Source organism: Bradyrhizobium sp. 930_D9_N1_4 (assembly GCF_052076015.1).
Classification (GTDB): Bacteria; Pseudomonadota; Alphaproteobacteria; order Rhizobiales; family Xanthobacteraceae; genus Bradyrhizobium.
On sequence record NZ_CP197236.1, the window covers coordinates 4,622,926 to 4,639,010 of the forward strand.

The 16,085-nt window shown below is 64.1% G+C and carries 17 protein-coding genes; 8 read left to right on the forward strand and 9 right to left on the reverse strand.

Going from position 1 to position 16,085, the window contains the following annotated elements:
* Positions 1-699: 699 nt before the first annotated feature.
* On the reverse strand, positions 700-4,191 hold the full coding sequence (locus AB7532_RS21920; protein ID WP_441236803.1) for an indolepyruvate ferredoxin oxidoreductase family protein: 3,492 nt from the start codon (positions 4,189-4,191) through the stop codon (positions 700-702).
* Between the two features lie 282 nt (positions 4,192-4,473).
* Between AB7532_RS21920 and AB7532_RS21925 the strand changes: the two genes are divergently transcribed.
* The gene (locus AB7532_RS21925) at positions 4,474-5,697 is read left to right on the forward strand and encodes a cytochrome c (protein ID WP_441236804.1); all 1,224 of its coding nucleotides are present in this window, start codon (positions 4,474-4,476) and stop codon (positions 5,695-5,697) included.
* A gap of 115 nt (positions 5,698-5,812) precedes the next feature.
* Here the strand turns inward: AB7532_RS21925 and AB7532_RS21930 are convergent, their stop codons facing one another.
* Positions 5,813-6,457, reverse strand: a complete 645-nt coding sequence (locus AB7532_RS21930) for a trimeric intracellular cation channel family protein (protein WP_441236805.1) — start codon at positions 6,455-6,457, stop codon at positions 5,813-5,815.
* A gap of 165 nt (positions 6,458-6,622) precedes the next feature.
* On the opposite strand from AB7532_RS21930, the gene AB7532_RS21935 reads away from it, so the two are divergent.
* Positions 6,623-7,045: a hypothetical protein gene (locus tag AB7532_RS21935; RefSeq protein ID WP_441236806.1), complete on the forward strand. Its 423-nt coding sequence runs from the start codon at positions 6,623-6,625 to the stop codon at positions 7,043-7,045.
* Positions 7,046-7,204: 159 nt separating this feature from the next.
* On the opposite strand, the gene AB7532_RS21940 is transcribed toward AB7532_RS21935, so the two are convergent.
* From AB7532_RS21940 to AB7532_RS21950, 3 genes are read right to left on the reverse strand one after another with little or no spacing between them, the layout of a single operon-like run.
* A complete protein-coding gene (locus tag AB7532_RS21940; protein WP_441236807.1) occupies positions 7,205-8,014 on the reverse strand; it encodes an isocitrate lyase/PEP mutase family protein in 810 nt (269 codons plus the stop codon).
* Between the two features lie 52 nt (positions 8,015-8,066).
* Entirely contained in the window at positions 8,067-8,417 is a 351-nt protein-coding gene (locus AB7532_RS21945; protein WP_441236808.1) for an antibiotic biosynthesis monooxygenase family protein, read from the reverse strand.
* Between the two features lie 21 nt (positions 8,418-8,438).
* Positions 8,439-8,747, reverse strand: coding sequence for an NIPSNAP family protein (locus AB7532_RS21950; protein ID WP_018647290.1), 309 nt, complete (start codon positions 8,745-8,747; stop codon positions 8,439-8,441).
* A gap of 220 nt (positions 8,748-8,967) precedes the next feature.
* Between AB7532_RS21950 and AB7532_RS21955 the strand changes: the two genes are divergently transcribed.
* The 3 genes from AB7532_RS21955 to AB7532_RS21965 all read left to right on the forward strand — a co-directional run bounded on the left by AB7532_RS21955 (position 8,968) and on the right by AB7532_RS21965 (position 11,333).
* Entirely contained in the window at positions 8,968-9,666 is a 699-nt protein-coding gene (locus AB7532_RS21955) for an ArsR/SmtB family transcription factor (protein WP_441236809.1), read from the forward strand.
* Positions 9,667-9,873: 207 nt separating this feature from the next.
* Entirely contained in the window at positions 9,874-10,884 is a 1,011-nt protein-coding gene (locus tag AB7532_RS21960) for an alpha/beta fold hydrolase (protein WP_441236810.1), read from the forward strand.
* Between the two features lie 206 nt (positions 10,885-11,090).
* On the forward strand, positions 11,091-11,333 hold the full coding sequence (locus AB7532_RS21965) for a GCG_CRPN prefix-to-repeats domain-containing protein (protein WP_441236811.1): 243 nt from the start codon (positions 11,091-11,093) through the stop codon (positions 11,331-11,333).
* Between the two features lie 140 nt (positions 11,334-11,473).
* Here the strand turns inward: AB7532_RS21965 and AB7532_RS21970 are convergent, their stop codons facing one another.
* Positions 11,474-11,752 carry a twin-arginine translocation signal domain-containing protein gene (locus AB7532_RS21970; protein WP_441236812.1) on the reverse strand — a complete coding sequence of 93 codons (279 nt, stop codon included), beginning with the start codon at positions 11,750-11,752 and terminating at the stop codon, positions 11,474-11,476.
* Between the two features lie 115 nt (positions 11,753-11,867).
* Positions 11,868-12,182, reverse strand: a complete 315-nt coding sequence (locus tag AB7532_RS21975; RefSeq protein ID WP_441236813.1) for a hypothetical protein — start codon at positions 12,180-12,182, stop codon at positions 11,868-11,870.
* A 128-nt stretch (positions 12,183-12,310) separates the two neighbouring features.
* On the opposite strand from AB7532_RS21975, the gene AB7532_RS21980 reads away from it, so the two are divergent.
* The 3 genes from AB7532_RS21980 to AB7532_RS21990 all read left to right on the forward strand — a co-directional run bounded on the left by AB7532_RS21980 (position 12,311) and on the right by AB7532_RS21990 (position 13,957).
* On the forward strand, positions 12,311-12,961 hold the full coding sequence (locus AB7532_RS21980; protein WP_441236814.1) for a glutathione S-transferase family protein: 651 nt from the start codon (positions 12,311-12,313) through the stop codon (positions 12,959-12,961).
* A gap of 95 nt (positions 12,962-13,056) precedes the next feature.
* Positions 13,057-13,698: a glutathione S-transferase family protein gene (locus AB7532_RS21985; RefSeq protein WP_441236815.1), complete on the forward strand. Its 642-nt coding sequence runs from the start codon at positions 13,057-13,059 to the stop codon at positions 13,696-13,698.
* A 106-nt stretch (positions 13,699-13,804) separates the two neighbouring features.
* Positions 13,805-13,957, forward strand: a complete 153-nt coding sequence (locus AB7532_RS21990; RefSeq protein ID WP_441236816.1) for a hypothetical protein — start codon at positions 13,805-13,807, stop codon at positions 13,955-13,957.
* 9 nt (positions 13,958-13,966) lie between these two features.
* On the opposite strand, the gene AB7532_RS21995 is transcribed toward AB7532_RS21990, so the two are convergent.
* Both AB7532_RS21995 and AB7532_RS22000 read right to left on the reverse strand, forming a co-directional pair.
* The gene (locus AB7532_RS21995; RefSeq protein ID WP_441236817.1) at positions 13,967-14,314 is read right to left on the reverse strand and encodes a hypothetical protein; all 348 of its coding nucleotides are present in this window, start codon (positions 14,312-14,314) and stop codon (positions 13,967-13,969) included.
* A gap of 91 nt (positions 14,315-14,405) precedes the next feature.
* Positions 14,406-15,938, reverse strand: coding sequence for an acyl-CoA carboxylase subunit beta (locus AB7532_RS22000; protein ID WP_143845905.1), 1,533 nt, complete (start codon positions 15,936-15,938; stop codon positions 14,406-14,408).
* Positions 15,939-16,085 lie beyond the last annotated feature (147 nt).

Consider the following 16,085-nt stretch of genomic DNA (forward strand, 5'->3'; position numbering starts at 1 on the left):
CGCTCGCAATGACGGAATTCGTGGGAACTGACAGCGCTCTTTCAACTCAGAACGCGTTCGCAGACACACCCCCGCATCCTCGCGGCGCGTTTCGCCCGAGTTTTGCTTCCGTCTTGCTCCCTCAAGAACAGAGGGCGCAGGGAAGACCGGGTGCCGGCTGGGCACCCACGGTCCACTGTGCGAAGGTTGCGCTACAAGAGGCTGCACAGCGGCATACAGGTGCGGCCAAACATCCGGCCTTCCCTGCGCAGTGGCTTTACGGCTTATGTCGTGCTCTCCCCGGGGAGCGTTGCACTATTGCCCCCGTCGTCTTGCGAGTGACCGCAAGCCTTGACGCACAGACCCCGGGCGTCAGGACCACACGATTTTGCCGTACGCGAGACCGCGCCCGTCGTGCACGAGACAATCACTCGTGCGACGCAGCCCGCGTCCACCGCCACTCATCCCGCGTTTCGTGACGATCGCGATACGCCCCTCTGAGAGGGATGAGGTAGCAGGGAGATACGACAATTCCGAATTTCGGTAAAGCGGAATGTTTTACGCCGGCGGATTGACCCACGGCATGGGTGTTTTGCCCGACGGGCAACACCAGGGACGGTGCCGTAGGGTGGGCAAAGCGAAGCGTGCCCACGTCTTCTTCATAATCAATGGCAGGTGGTGGGCACGGCGCTTCGCGCCTTTGCCCACCCTACGAAGCCCCTACTCCGCCGCGATCTGCCGTGGCGCCGGAGGTGGGCTTGCCAAATCGGCGGCGAGCTGCGCGTAACGCACCTTCGCATCCGCGACCGCCTTCTCCTTCACCGGGCCGTAGCCGCGGATGCGGTCGGGCAGCGAGAGGAGTTCGACGGCGGTGTCGACCGTGACCGGCGAGAGCAGGCCGAGCACGGTGGCGACGTCCTTCTCGTAACCCGCGATCAGGTCGCGCTCGAGCTTACGGTCGGCATTGCGGCCGAAAATGTCGAGTGCCGTGCCGCGCAGGAACTTGAATTTTGCCAGCACGCGGAACGCCGGGAGCATCCATGGGCCGAAGGCGCGCTTCTTCGGGCGGCCGAGCGCATCGACGCCACTGCTGAGGATCGGCGGCGCCAGATTGAAGCTGAACTTGAAGTCACCCTCGAACTGCTCGCGGAGCTGCTTTTCGAAAGCGCCGTCGCTGAACAGGCGCGCGACTTCGTATTCGTCCTTGTAGGCCAGAAGCTTGGCGTAGTTCACCGCGACCGCGCGCGGCAGCGCATCGTCATAGCCGCCCTGCTTCGCGGCATTGCTGACCTGGTCGACCAGCTTGCGATAGCGTTTGGCGAGGCGGCTGTTCTGATAGGCCGTCAGGTGCCTGGCGCGATGTTCGACCACCTCGTCGAACGTCATGGCGTCCAGCATCTTCGGCGCAACGACCTCGTCCGTGCCCTTCAGCATGTCGGCAAGGCGCGCGGGCTCGGCGACCGCAAGACGGCCGAGACGGAAGGCTTCCTTGTTCATCTTGATCGAAACGCCATTGACCTCGATCGCCTGCTCGATCGACGCCGCCGCCAGGGGCAGCAAGCCCTTCTGATAGGCATAGCCCATCATCATCATGTTGGTGGCGATGCTGTCGCCGAGCAGCTGCTCGGCCGGCTTGGTGAAGTCGAAGAACACGGAGTCCTTGTGCAGCGCCGTTTCCAGCACCGCATTGAGCTTGCGGGTCTGGAAGTTGAAGTCGCGGTTGAGGACGAAGTCGGCAGTGGGGATGACGTGGCTGTTGATGATGCCGCGGGTGCGGCTGGTGTCGCACAGCGAGATCGTGTCCTTGGCGACCGCGACCACCTCGTCGGCGGCGAGCACGACATCGGCCGTGCCGGTAACGATGCGCGAGCAGGTCACTTCGGCCGGATGATCCGACAGCCGCACGTGGCTGAGCACCGCGCCTCCCTTCTGCGCGAGGCCCGACATGTCGAGGATCATCGAGGCCTTGCCCTCGATATGGGCGGCCATGCCGAGCAGCGCGCCGATGGTGAGTACGCCGGTGCCGCCGACGCCGCCGACCGCGATGTTGTAGGGCTTGTCGAGCGTGGGGCGCGAGGCCGGCTCGGGAATCGTACCGATGTCGGAGAGATCGGCCGGCGCGCGGTGGCGCGGCTTGCCGCCGTCGACCGTGACGAAGGACGGGCAGAAACCCTTGAGGCAGGAATAGTCCTTGTTGCAGGACGACTGGTTGATGGCGCGCTTGCGGCCGAACTCGGTCTCCAGCGGCTCGACCGAGATGCAGTTCGACTGCACCGAGCAATCGCCGCAGCCTTCGCAAACGGCCGGATTGATCATGACGCGGCGCGCCGGGTCTTCCATCAGGCCGCGCTTGCGGCGGCGGCGCTTCTCGGCCGCGCAGGTCTGCACGAAGACGATCGCGGATGCACCCTTCACCTTGCGCAGCGTCTTCTGAACCGCGTCGAGCTCGTCCCGATGCGCGATCTTGACGCCTGGCGCGATCTCGCTCGCCGGATAGGCCTCGGGATTTTCGGAGACCAGATAGATCTCGCGAATGCCTTCGGAGTGGAGCTGGAAGGTGATCTGCTGCGGCGACAACTCGCCGTCGACATGCTGGCCGCCGGTCATCGCGGTCGCATCGTTATAGAGGATCTTGTAGGTGACGTTGGCGCCGGAGGCGATCGCCTGGCGGATCGCAAGACTGCCGGAGTGGAAGTAGGTGCCGTCGCCAAGATTGGCGAACACATGCTCTTCCTTGGTGAAGGGCGCAACGCCGACCCACGGCACGCCCTCGCCGCCCATATGGGTAAAGGTCTCGGTCGAACGGTCCATCCACAGCGCCATGAAATGGCAACCGATGCCGGCGAGCGCACGGCTGCCTTCGGGCACTTTTGTCGAGGTGTTGTGGGGACAGCCGGAACAGAAGTACGGCGTGCGCGAGACAGGCGCGGTCGCCTGCATCTGGGTGGCTTCGCGGCCGTTGAACCAGTCGGCCTTGGTGCGGATCATCTCCGCGATTTCAGGGTTGAGATTAAGTCGAAGCAGACGTTCGGTCAGCGAGGTCGCGAGCGAGGAAACGCTAAGCTCCGCGGAGAAGGTCAGGAAGCGCTTGTCGTGCTCGTCCATCTTGCCGACAATGCGCGGGCGGACGTCGTCGCGCCAGTTGAACAGCTCCTGCTTGACCTGGTTCTCGACGATCTCGCGGCGCTCTTCGACGATGAAAATCTCTTCGAGGCCAACCGCGAACTGGCGCACGCCTTCCGGCTCCAGCGGCCAGGGCATGCCGATCTTGTAGAGACGAAGCCCGATCCTGGCGGCGACCTCCTCGGTGATGCCGAGTTCGCGCAGCGCCTGGCGGACGTCCTCGTAGCTCTTGCCCGACGCCATGATGCCGAAGCGGGCATTCGGCGAATCCATCGTGACGCGGTTGACCTTGTTGGCGCGCGCGAAGGCGATCGCGGCAAAGCCCTTGTAATCCTGAAGGCGGCGATCCTGCTCGAAGCGGTCATCGGGCCAGCGCAGATTGAGACCGCCTTGCGGCATCTCGAAATCGGGCGGGATGATGAAGGGCTTCATCTCGTCTGAGAGGTCGATCTCGGCGGTGGTCTCCACCGTCTCCGTGATCACCTTCATGCCGACCCAGCAGCCCGAATAGCGCGACATCGCGATACCAAGCAGGCCCATCTCGATCATCTCGTGGATGCTCGAGGGGTAGAGATACGGCATCAGCGCCGACATAAAGGCATGGTCGGACTGATGCGGGACGGTGGAGGATTTGGCGCCGTGGTCGTCACCGGCCAAACACAAGACGCCGCCGTTTTTGGCGGAGCCGGCGGCATTGCCGTGGCGGAACACGTCACCGCAGCGGTCGACGCCGGGGCCCTTGCCGTACCAGATGCCGACGACGCCGTCGTAATTGGCGCCGGGCGAGAGATTGAGCTGTTGCGACCCCCACACGGCCGTGGCCGCGAGGTCCTCGTTCACGCCGGGCTGGAACTTGATGTTGTATTGTTCGAGGTGCTTGCGGGCGGCGAACAGCTGCTGATCGTAGCCGCCGAGCGGCGAGCCGCGATAGCCGGAGATGAAGCCTGCGGTGTTGAGGCCGTTGGCGCGGTCGCGCCGGATCTGAGCCATGGGCAGCCGCACCAGGGCCTGGATGCCCGTGGTGAAGACGTGTCCGGTTTCCTGGGTGTATTTTTGATCGAGACTGATCGGACCCTGGTTGATGCCCATTCTTGTCCTCTTCCGCCTTCTTGAGCGCCTGGCTGCTTAAGCCGTTGCCTGCCCGTTGTTTTTAGCTAGGGCGCGCCGACCAATTCCGCCACTCTATGTCGGATAATTAACGCAGCGCATCACAAATCTGGAGCAAAGGCAGCGCCGGGTAAAAATCGCAATTTCGTGGCCGGATGCCCACCGGGGTTTTCAATTTGTGTCACCATACCCCCACAGTCGCGCAATGAATGGACGTTCCCTGCCATGCGGGGCGACGTCGATGGGGCGCAGGAGAGGCTTTCGATGCGGACGATTCTGGCCGCCCTCGCGTTGTGCAGTGCGATTGCATGTATGGCTACAAATGTAGCCTTCGCTGCCGATCCGTCGCCGGAACTGATCGCCTACGGCAAGACGCTGGTCGAGGCCGGCGACTGCGCGGGCTGCCACACCGCCGATCCGGCAAAACCCTTCGCGGGCGGCAAGCGCATCGACACACCCTTTGGCGCGATCCATGCGCCGAACCTGACGCCGGATCGCGAGACAGGGATCGGCGCCTGGACGGACGCCGATTTCACCCGCGCGGTGCGCACCGGCATCGCGCCCGACGGCTCGAACTACTACCCGGCGTTCCCCTACCCCTATTTCACGAAGATGACCAAGGACGACACGCTGGCGATCCGCGCTTATCTCGGCACGCTCGCACCCGTCGTCAACCGCAACAAGGCGCCGGAGCTGCGCTGGCCGTTCGGTTATCGCGGCCTGATGCGGGTCTGGAACGCGATGTATTTCAAGCCGGGCCTGTTCGAGCCGGACCAGAGCCAGAGCGCGGCATGGAACAGGGGCGGCTATCTCGTCACCGGGCTCGGTCATTGCGGCGCCTGCCACACGCCGAAGAACTGGTTTGGCGCCGACAAGACCGCGCAGGCGCTCTCGGGCAGCGAGGTCGGCGGCTGGTACGCACCACGGCTCGACGGCGCCGCACGCACCGGGCTGAAATCGTGGAGCGTCGAAGACATCGCCGAATATCTGCAAAGCGGGCGCAATGCCAAAAGCCATGCCGGCGGGCTGATGGCGGAGGTGGTGGTCAACTCGACGACGAAGATGAGCGACGCCGATGTGCGTGCGATCGCCATGTACCTGAAGAGCCTGCCGTCGGTACGGCGCGAGACGATCGTGACGCCGCCGGACGATGCCGAGATGAAGACCGGCCAGGCTGTCTACGCAAAGCTCTGCATCGCCTGCCATGAGGCCGACGGCACAGGTGCCCCCCGCATCTATCCGCCGCTGCCCGGCAACGCGCTGCTGCAATCGGTCAACCCGTCCTCGACATTGCGCATCATCCTCGACGGCGCCCACACCGTGACGACACCACGCGCACCGAACACCGGGGAGATGCCGGGATATGCGAAGCAATTGTCCAACGAGGAGATCGCGGCGGTGACCAACTACATCCGCAATTCCTGGGGCAATGCGGGCCCGTTGGTGACGCCGGCGCAGGTGGCGAAGGCAAGGAAGGGACAGCCGTAGTTGGCCGCCTCCTCCTCGTCATTGCGAGGAGCGCAGCGACGAAGCAATCCAGACTGTCTCCACAGATATATCTCTGGATTGCTTCGCTCCGCTCGCAATGACGGCGTGGTTGGAGCTACTTCTCCTCGTCCCCCGTGAACACGAATTTCGGCATCTCCCATTTGTAGCGCACCGCGAGCAGGCGGAGGCTGATGCCGAGCACGAAGGTCAGGATGGTCCAGAGCTCGGCGTTGAGATTGAAGCCGAACGCGGTCGCGTAGAACAGGCCGGTGACGACCGACACCGTCGCATAGAGTTCGGAGCGAAACAGCAGCGGCACGTCGTTGCAGAGCACGTCGCGGAGCACGCCGCCGGCGCAGCCCGTCACCATGCCGGAGACGATGACGATCGGCAGCGACGCGTCCATCTGCCAGGCGATGTCGCAGCCGGCCATGGTGAAGACGACGAGGCCGATGGCATCGAGCACGATGAAGGCGAGCTTGAGCCGGTGCACGAGAGGCGCCATCAAGATGGTGAGGAAGGCAGCGCCGCCGGCGAGCGCGAGGTAGATGGGGTTGGCGACCCAGGCCAGTGGATAATGTCCGAGGAAGAGATCGCGTAGCGTGCCGCCGCCGAGTGCAGTGATGCAGCCGAGGAAGCAGACGCCCAGCCAATCCATGCTGCGCCGCCCCGCGGCAAGCGCAGCTGTCATGCCTTGCGCGGCGATCGCGACCAGCGACAGAAGATGCAACACGCTATCGCTCGGCGGCAGGCTCCACATCGGCTTGTTCCCCTCTCCCTGCAATGGAACTTACGCTTTGGGTTCCCTGACGAACAGGTTCCCGATTCCCGACGCAGGAGCAACATGCGACGAAAGCATGAAGGAGGCGGAACAGAATCTCGCATCTACGGGTTGTCCCGGCACAATAAACGAGGAGATCCAGAGATGGCTGACGACCGCTTTCCCAACGATCCGTATCGCCCGAACCTCAGTGACGACGAGTACCTGCGCATGGCACGGCGCCAGGATGAGAAGCTTCAGGCCGATCCTGAACTCGCCGAAGGCCCCGCCTCCAGCGGCAAGGTCGCGATGTTCGCGGTCGCTGTCGCCCTGGTGCTGGGCGCCGTGTTCTATGGCTTGAACAACTCGAGCACGAGCAATCAGGCCGGCAACGCCCCGACGACGCAGACCGCCCAGCAGGCGCCGGCGACCAATCCCGCCGCCCCTCCCGGCATGCGTGACGTGACGCCGCGCGCCAACACCGAGCCGGGCATGACCACGGGTGCGGCGCCGAGCAAGCCGGCTGCTCCGGCGGATACGCCTGCGGCAAAGCCTGATCCGGCGGCCCCGACTGAGGGTGCGAAGTAAGCCACAACTGCCATCGCCCGGCTTGACCGGGCGATCCAGTACTCCGAGACGGCAGCGATTTCATCGAGAAGCCGCGGCGTACTGGATGCCCCGCCTTCGCGGGGCATGACACCGAGAGGATGAAAGCGGCGGGACTCAAAAAGTCCCGCCGCTGTTCGTTTAGCTGAACATCTTGTTGAGCTCGCCGCCGGGATAACCGCTGCCGAGCTCGGTGAACGTCCCCTTCTCCGCCATCTCCTTGGCCGCGCGCATGAAGCCGCCCCAGGCGGCGCGGGCAAGCGAGCCGCCGACGCTGATGCGGCGCACGCCGAGATCTTCGGCTTCCTTCAACGACAGGCCGGACGCGCCGATCAGCAGGTTGAACGGCTTTGGTGCGACAGCCTTCACCACCGCGGCGATGTCCTCGCGGGTCTTCAGGCCCGGCGCGTAGAGACAGTCGGCGCCGGCATCGGCGTAAGCGGTAAGCCGGTCGATGACGAGCTTGAGGTCGGTGACGCCCCACAAATACGCCTCGCAGCGGCCGACCAGCATGGTGTTGCTGTCGCCGATCGCCTTGCGCGAGGCCTTGATGCGCTCGACTGCGAGTGCGCGCTCGTAGATCGGGTTGTTCTTGTCGCCGGTGGAATCCTCGATCGACAGGCCGGCGACGCCGGTACGCACGCAGCGCTCGACATTGTCGGCGACCTTGTCCGGCTCCACCGCGAAGCCGCCCTCGAAATCCGCATTCACGGGGATGTCGACGGACGAGCTCAATGCTGCCAGATGCTGACAGATATCCTCGACGCTGACGCGGTTGTCAGCCTTGCCGATGGTCCAGGCAAAGCCCGCGCTGGATGAGGCCAGTGCCTTGAAACCGAGATGCTGCAACGCCTTGGCGCTGCCGACATCGACCGGATTGGGCAGGATGAAGCAGCCGCTCTCGTGCATCGTCTTGAACGTCGCGCGCTTGTCAGCGGTCGTCACATGCATGTTTCTCTCCCTGAGTTGGCCGCGCAGACATAGGCACAGGCGCCGGTTAACGCTAGTGCGCGTCGTGCACCGCGCGGCTGTCCTTCGGCGCCTGCTCGCGATCGGTCATGCTGTAGTCCCTGACGACGCTGGCGATGCGCAGATGATAGTCGGCGAAAATCTGGCCGCGACCCTTTGCCTGGGTGCGACGGTGCTCCATCGTATTGCGCCAGGCCTGGACTGCGGCCTCGTCCCGCCAGAACGACACTGACAGAATCTTGCCCTTGTCGGTCAGGCTCTCGAAGCGCTCGACCGAGATGAAGCCGTCGATGGTTTGCAGGATCGGCTTGAGATCGGCCGCGAGGTCGAAATAGTCCTGGCGATGTTCCGGCTTGGGCCAGACTTCGAAAATCACGGCAATCATGAGCGTCTCCTTGTTGGCGGCCTACAATACCACCTTGCGCAAGAACGTGCGCTCTTCCGCGAGGATGAATTTGTGCTCCTCGGCGAAATGGAAATTGGCCATGCCCTCGGCATCCTGCCGCAGCCGCGCGCGGTAGGCTTCATAAGCGGCGAGGCTCTCGAAGGTGATCAGCGCGAATGCGATGTTGTTGGTGCCCTCGTGCGGCATGAAATAGCCGATGAGGTCGCCGCCGCATTTCGGGATGATGGTGAGCCAGCGCTTCGAATATTCCTCGAACTGCGCGCGCTTGAAGGGATCGAGCTGGTAGCGGATGAAGACGGTGACGGACATGATGGGCTCTCCTGTGTTTCCATCGTCGATGCTGCGCAGGTCTCGTAGGGCGGGCAAAGCGAAGCGTGCCCACGTCCTTTGTCCGCAACGACGATTGGTGGGCACGTCGCTGCGCTCCTTTGCCCACCCTACGGGGCTGGATTGCCTTGCTCGCAATGACGTGTTTGCAGCCACACGCTACGCTCTTGCCCCACCACAATGCTTCGGCTACCATCGAAGCATGAAATCAGGCCCTGACATCGCCATGGTCGCCGCGCTGGTCGGCGATCCCGCCCGCGCCAACATGCTCACGGCGCTGATGAACGGCCGCGCGCTCACCGCGAGCGAGCTGGCGCAGGAGGCCGGCATCACGCCGCAGACCGCGAGCTCGCATCTTGCAAAGCTCGAGGCCGGCGGACTGATCGAGCCGGAGAAGCAGGGTCGCCACCGCTACTATCGCCTCACCGACGACGACGTCGCCGGCGTGCTCGAAGGGCTCGCGGGGCTCGCCGCGCGCACCGGCCACATGCGCGTGCGTACGGGGCCGAAGGATCCGGCGCTGCGGCGCGCGCGGATCTGCTACGACCACCTGGCGGGCGATCTCGGCGTGCAGATGCTCGACTCTCTTCGCACACGCAACCTGATCAGGCAGAAGAAGCAGGACATCGAGCTGACCGCCGAGGGCGAACGCTTCCTCGCAAAGCACCTGCAGATTTCGGCCGAGATGCTCAGCCATCCGCGCCGCCCGGTGTGCAAGGCGTGCCTCGACTGGAGCGAGCGCCGCCACCATCTCGCGGGCACGCTCGGCGCCGCCATGATGCAGCGTTTTGCCGAGCTGAAATGGGCCGCGCGCGATGCGACGCCCGGCAGCCGCGTGGTGAACTTCACCCGTACCGGCGAGAAGCAGTTCGCGACGCTGTTCGGCGACGGGAAGGACTGATCACGAGAGATGGGTGAGACCGCACGTTTGCGTGTGATCGGAGCTCCTCGTCATGGCCGGGCTTGACCCGGCCATCCACGTCTTTAGTGCAGTGCGCGTTGATCCACGTAGATGCCCGGGACAGCTGCGCGAAGACGCGCTTCGCGCTTTTGCCCGGGCATGACGGAGATTGGATCTCCTCGCTCCAACTCTACCCAGAGCCTTCCCATGAACCGCCTTCTCCCGGCCGCGCTTGCCGCCGCCCTCCTCGCTTCCCCCTTCACCTCCGCTCACGCTGCCGACACGCCCCAACGCGAGCCCTACGGCATCGCGCTCGAAGGCTTTGCCTATCCCTATCCCGTGCACCTCCTGCCCGTCGTCAATGACGGTGAGCAGCTCAGCATGGCCTATATGGACGTGGCCCCTGCGCAGCCGAACGGCCGCACCGTGGTGCTGCTGCACGGGCGCAATTTTCCGTCGAGCTATTGGTTGCCCGTCATCAGGATGCTGAACGAGGCCGGCTACCGCGTCGTCGTGCCGGACCAGATCGGCTTCGGCAAATCCTCCAAGCCCGCGGGCGAACTGCATTTCGACAATCTCGCGCGCAACACGATCTCGCTGCTCGATCATCTCAAGATCGACAAAGCGGACGTCGTGGCGCATTCGCTCGGCGGCATGCTGGGCGTGCGCATCGCCCGCGCCTATCCCGACCGTGTCGCTCACCTTGTTCTGACGGCCCCGATCGGCCTGGAAGACTACCGTCTCACCGTGCCGCCGACGCCGACCGAGACAATCATCTCGAACGAGGACAAGCTCACCGCCGAAGGCTATCGCAAGCAGCTCCAGACCAATTACGCGATCAAGCTGCCGCCGGATGCGATCACACCCTTCATCGACGCCCGCTTCAACATCAAGGGCAGCCCGGATTATCCGCGCTGGCTGCGCGCCTTCGTCAGCTCCGGCCAGATGATCTATCGCGAGCCGGTCGCGCACGAGGTCGCACTGATCACCGAGCCGACGCTGTTCATCATGGGCGCCGACGACCACAACGCGCCGGGCCGCCCGCTCGCACCGGAATCGCTGCGCGCGAAGATGGGGCAGAATGCCGAACTGGCGAAGGCACTTGCGGCGAAGATGCCGAATGCGCGGGCGGAAGTGATCCCCGACACCGGCCATCTCGTCTTTCTGGAAGCGCCCGAGAAGTACAAGGAATTGGTGCTGGGCTTTCTCGGCCGCTAGCGCCAAGTCATGTCGTCTCAGGCGGGATACGGCAGAACGTTCATGCCGCATTCAGGTCATGATTGGCAGGTTTGGATCGCGACGTGTCGGCACGTTGCAAAATTTAACATGTCGAATCGTGTCTTATGATTCATTGTGCGCCACAAGCGCCAGTCTCCGAGAATCTGCCCCCAGAAACTTGCCCCAAGGACAAGAAGGAAGATCAAATGAAATACCTGTTTGCCGCCGTCATGCTCGCCAGTGCAGTGGTCGGTTTCGGCGAGGCGGCCAGCGCCGCCGAGGGCTGCGGCCGTGGGTTCTATCGCGGTCCCTATGGCCATTGCCGTCCGATGGCCGGCCGCGGACCCGTTGTCGTGGTGGCACCTGCTCCTGCGCCGGTCGTGGTGGTGCGCCCCCGGGTGTGCCCCTATGGCTTCCGCTGGTATGCCGGCCGCTGCCGCCCGTTCTGATCTGACGTTCTCACATGACGACATGGCCGCGCGGCGAAAGCTTGCGCGGCCATTTCTTTTTGAGCGTCAGATGTCGGGGCCGAGAATCAAAACGGGGATCGCAACTGCGATCCCCGTTCGAACGCAAGCTTGCGCGAGGCTTACCAGTGGCGACGATGCCAACGCCGGCGATGCCAGCCCCAATGGCGGCGATGCCAGCCGCCGTGGCGATGGTGGCCATGCCAGTGCACCTGCTCCGGCTTGAGCTGCGCGGCTTCCTCGCTGCTGGTGACGGCGGGATGCGCATCCGGATTGCCCTCTGGCACGCGGGGATCACCGAGCGGCTGCGGCGCCATCGGCGCGGCTTGTGCGGCAGTCGTGAACGCGGCGGCGCCCGCTGCGACACCGATTGCGAGTTTCAAAAAGTTTCGGCGCTCCATGACATGTCCTCTGGCTGTCTGGCGAGTGATGCAGGGCCAGTGTCGCGGTGCCGACATGAACTGCCGCTGAATCGCGCGTTCAGATTCATGACAAAGGTGACAGGACGCTTCGTAGCTATGCCCCGAACGCCTGCGCGAGCACCAGCGTCTCGCGCGTGCGCTTGACGTCGGGCCAGTCGCGGTTGAAATCGGCGACGAGCCTGGTCAGCGCGTCGCCCTTCAGCATCGCAGCGAGCTTGGCCTCGTCGTCGAATTGATACATGGCCTGATGCAGCGAGGGATCGTCCAGGCTCCAGAACCGCCAGGCTTTGCTCACGCCGAACGCCTTGACCGCGTCCGGCACGTGTTCCGTTTCGTACCATGTGTCGAAAGCAGCGCGCTTGCTTGCATCGGTGACGGTGGCGCGGACGACGAAGTAGGCGGCGGGCATGTGTTTCCTCCTGTTGTTTGGCCGCAGCATAGCCGGTCCCGATGCCGGCAACAAAAAGAGTTGGCGGCGTTGTCGGAACGGCCGCCCCTCACCCGTCCTATGCTCTGAGCAGCACACGGAGACACCGCATGGCCGACCTCACCCTGACCACCTTCGACTGGGTTCCCCCGCCCCCGCGCGGCTTCGTGCGCGACCTTCGGGTACGCTGGGCGCTCGAAGAAGCCGCCTTACCCTACCGCGTCGCCAGTGTGCCGTTCGACGACCGCGGCGCCGCACACTTCGCCCACCAGCCGTTCGGCCAGGTGCCCTGGCTGACCGATGGCGACGTCTCGATCTTCGAGACCGGCGCGATCCTGCTCCATCTCGGTGAACTCAGCCCGAAGCTGATGCCGTCAGATCCGCGCGGCCGCGTTGAGACGAAGGAATGGGTATTCGCCGCACTCAATTCGGTGGAGATGGCGAGCCTGCCCTGGGGAATGTCGAAGTTCATGGGCCATCCGAGCGACACGGCGGCGTGGACATTCGTCGACGGATTCCTCAAGCTTCGCCTCAAGCACATGGAGACGGTGCTGGCGGGACGCGAATGGCTGGCGGGCTCCTTCTCGGTCGCCGACATCCTGATGGCGGACGTGCTGCGCGTCGTCGACGGTTTCGGCGCGCTGTCGGACAGTCCCTCCTGCCGTGCCTACGTCGCGCGCGCCACCGGTCGGCCGGCGTTCGCAAAAGCCCACGCCGACCAGATGGCGCATTTCGCCGCGGCGGATAAGACGCGTTCATAACTCGTCGCGGCGGATCAGCGAAGCGTAATCCGCCGCTCTTCGTTGCCGCGGAAAGATGGCTGATTGTGTCCAGCCCAATCCAGGAATGCCTAACTATGCTCACCGTCTATGGCGAAGGTCGTGGCTTCCGTGTTGTTTGGCTGCTTGAGGAATTGGGATTGGCTTATCGGCTGCACCCGGTCGATCTGCTGTCAGCCGAGAAAGATCGCGATTTCCTCGCGATCAACCCCGCCGGCTTCATTCCAGCGCTGCAGGACGGCGAGACAATCATGGTCGAATCGATCGCGATTCTTGAGTACCTGCTCGCCCGCCACGGCTCAGCTTCGCTTGCCGTCGCCCCGACCGATCCCGCCTTCGCTTCCTATCTGCAATTTCTCCACTTGGGCGAGGCCGGGCTCGCCGGGCCGATGAACGCTGTCTTGATCGGTCGCCAACTGGCGCCCGAAGCCGAGCGAAATGCCCGAGTGACCTGCTGGGCGCTCGAGACCTTCGAGAGCCGGCTGGAATTGGTTATTCGCCGCCTCGCGGAGTGCCCCTATCTCGCCGGCGATCGATTCACGGCTGCCGACATCTCGGTGAGCTACGCGCTCCTGCTCGGCCTGAGAACTGGCAACTACATCCCCGGTTTGACCGAGCGGGACTATCTCGCCCGCACGACGGCACGCCCTGCCTACGCGAGAGCGATGGACAGCTGCCAGGCCACCAAGGCTTGGGCGGCGCGATCACCGGGAGTGTAGTGCTCGCGCGTGACCCGCCGCACACAATTAACCCGCCATTCACCATCCCCCCACCACCTCCGGAACGAAGCAATTTGCTTCAAATTATTCCGACGGGAGGTACCACATGGCCCGCATCGATTATCTGAGAGAGCAAGCCGCCCGCGCCGAGCGTCTGGCGAAGACGATCCTCGACCGGGAGACGGTGGAACGGCTGCAAACCTTCGCCGCCGAATGCCGCGCGGAATTGACGGTGCTGACGTTGCAGGCCGCGACCTGAGGCGCCGCGTCACACCAGCTTCAGCGGCGCATCGGCGACCACGCGGAGGTCGAACGATCCAATCAACACCGCGCGTCGCGCCTCCGCAGCACCAATGGCGCTCTCGGTTTGTTGCAACGTGCTGATATTCGAACCGAGCGACACGATCCCGCCCAGCACCAGCGCGATCGATCCGAGCGCTGCGGTCAGACCGGCCCCGAACAGCCCGAGGATCGTGATCAACAGTAGAGTGCCACCGCCACCGATCGCGATCTTGGACGCCAGGATGTACTTGCGGCATCGCTCGGCGATCTCGGCGAGCCGCTCGATCCGGTCTTCGATGTCGGAGATTTCGTCGGTCGGATCGTCTTCGGTCATTGGATCAAGGATGCTAAATCAGAAGAAGCATGTCGCGGACCTGAAACGAAAACCCGGATGTCGCTTCCGCTTCATCCGGGCTGCGCTTCCCTCACAACGGCAAATTGTCGTGCTTCTTCGCCGGCGTTTCCACCTTCTTGTCCTTCAGCATCGACAGCGCCCGCGCGATCCGCTTCCGCGTCGAGTGCGGCATGATGACGTCGTCGATGTAGCCACGCTCGGCGGCGATGAACGGTGACAGGAAGCGGTCTTCGTATTCCTTGGTGCGCGCAGCGATCTTGTCGGGGTCGCCGATGTCTGAGCGGAAGATGATCTCGACCGCGCCCTTGGCGCCCATCACCGCGATCTGGGCGGTCGGCCAGGCGTAGTTCATGTCGGCGCCGATTTCCTTGGAGGCCATGACGTCGAAGGCGCCGCCATAGGCCTTGCGGGTGATGATGGTGACGAGCGGGACGGTGCACTGCGAATAGGCGAACAAGAGCTTGGCGCCGTGCTTGATCAGGCCGCCATATTCCTGCGCGGTGCCCGGCAGGAAGCCCGGCACGTCCACGAACGTCACGATCGGGATGTTGAAGGCATCGCAGAAGCGGACGAAGCGCGCGGCCTTGCGTGAGGCGTCGCTATCGAGCACGCCGGCCAGCACCATCGGCTGGTTGGCGACGAAGCCGACGGTGCGGCCCGCGATGCGGCCGAAGCCGGTGACGATGTTCTTCGCAAACAGGTCCGCGATCTCGAAGAAATCGCCCTCGTCCACGACCTTCAGGATCAGCTCCTTCATATCGTAGGGCTTGTTCGGATTGTCAGGGATCAGCGTGTCGAGCGACATGTCGACGCGACCGATGTCGTCGAAGCTCGGCCATTCCGGCACGCCGTCGGTGTTGTTGGACGGCAGGAAGTCGATCAGGCGACGCATCTGCAGCAGCGTCTCGACGTCGTTCTCGAAGGCGCCGTCGGCGATCGATGAGCGCGTGGCGTGCACCGAGGCGCCGCCGAGTTCTTCCGCCGTGACGACCTCGTTGGTGACCGTCTTCACGACGTCGGGGCCGGTGACGAACATGTAGCTGGTGTTCTTCACCATGAAGATGAAGTCGGTCATCGCCGGCGAATAGACGTCGCCGCCGGCGCAGGGGCCCATGATGACGGAAATCTGCGGGATCACGCCCGAGGCGAGCACGTTGCGGCGGAACACGTAGGAATAGCCGGCGAGCGCGGCGACGCCCTCCTGGATGCGGGCGCCGCCCGCGTCGTAGAGGCCGATGATGGGCGCCCGCGCCTTCATCGCCATGTCCTGCAACTTGGTGATCTTCAGCGCGTGAGTCTCGGACAGCGAGCCGCCGAACACGGTGAAGTCTTTGGCAAAGACAAACGTCTTGCGGCCGTTGACGGTGCCCCAGCCGGTGACGACGCCGTCGCCGGGCACCTTGTTCTTCTCCATCCCGAACTCGGTGGAGCGGTGCTCGACGAACATGTCGAATTCCTCGAACGATCCCTTGTCGAGCAGCAGCTCGATGCGCTCGCGAGCGGTCAGCTTGCCGCGGGCGTGCTGCGCCTCGATGCGCTTCTCCCCGCCGCCGAGCTTTGCGCCGGCACGACGATCTTCAAGGGCGTCCAGGATGTTCTTCATTTGCTCCCGCCAGTTCTTAGCCTAAATGCGATTGGCGGGGGTTCTAACACGGCATTTTGCGGGCCGGGAAGCGGCTTTCGGCGCCGCAGGGCTGCCTTGCCGCAGCGCCAAAGCGCAAGGAATTACAAAGTTTTGCCTGGGAGGCGA

Coding starts and splice junctions, on each gene's coding strand:
- AB7532_RS22000 (WP_143845905.1), bottom strand. CDS start 15,938: ATGAAGAACATCCTGGACGCCCTTGAAGATCGTCGTGCCGGCGCAAAG.
- AB7532_RS21930 (WP_441236805.1), bottom strand. CDS start 6,457: ATGTGGAGCCTGCCGCCGAGCGATAGCGTGTTGCATCTTCTGTCGCTG.
- AB7532_RS21975 (WP_441236813.1), bottom strand. CDS start 12,182: ATGCCCGCCGCCTACTTCGTCGTCCGCGCCACCGTCACCGATGCAAGC.
- AB7532_RS21925 (WP_441236804.1), top strand. CDS start 4,474: ATGCGGACGATTCTGGCCGCCCTCGCGTTGTGCAGTGCGATTGCATGT.
- AB7532_RS21955 (WP_441236809.1), top strand. CDS start 8,968: ATGAAATCAGGCCCTGACATCGCCATGGTCGCCGCGCTGGTCGGCGAT.
- AB7532_RS21950 (WP_018647290.1), bottom strand. CDS start 8,747: ATGTCCGTCACCGTCTTCATCCGCTACCAGCTCGATCCCTTCAAGCGC.
- AB7532_RS21990 (WP_441236816.1), top strand. CDS start 13,805: ATGGCCCGCATCGATTATCTGAGAGAGCAAGCCGCCCGCGCCGAGCGT.
- AB7532_RS21980 (WP_441236814.1), top strand. CDS start 12,311: ATGGCCGACCTCACCCTGACCACCTTCGACTGGGTTCCCCCGCCCCCG.
- AB7532_RS21995 (WP_441236817.1), bottom strand. CDS start 14,314: ATGACCGAAGACGATCCGACCGACGAAATCTCCGACATCGAAGACCGG.
- AB7532_RS21935 (WP_441236806.1), top strand. CDS start 6,623: ATGGCTGACGACCGCTTTCCCAACGATCCGTATCGCCCGAACCTCAGT.
- AB7532_RS21985 (WP_441236815.1), top strand. CDS start 13,057: ATGCTCACCGTCTATGGCGAAGGTCGTGGCTTCCGTGTTGTTTGGCTG.
- AB7532_RS21960 (WP_441236810.1), top strand. CDS start 9,874: ATGAACCGCCTTCTCCCGGCCGCGCTTGCCGCCGCCCTCCTCGCTTCC.
- AB7532_RS21920 (WP_441236803.1), bottom strand. CDS start 4,191: ATGGGCATCAACCAGGGTCCGATCAGTCTCGATCAAAAATACACCCAG.
- AB7532_RS21940 (WP_441236807.1), bottom strand. CDS start 8,014: ATGCATGTGACGACCGCTGACAAGCGCGCGACGTTCAAGACGATGCAC.
- AB7532_RS21970 (WP_441236812.1), bottom strand. CDS start 11,752: ATGGAGCGCCGAAACTTTTTGAAACTCGCAATCGGTGTCGCAGCGGGC.
- AB7532_RS21965 (WP_441236811.1), top strand. CDS start 11,091: ATGAAATACCTGTTTGCCGCCGTCATGCTCGCCAGTGCAGTGGTCGGT.
- AB7532_RS21945 (WP_441236808.1), bottom strand. CDS start 8,417: ATGATTGCCGTGATTTTCGAAGTCTGGCCCAAGCCGGAACATCGCCAG.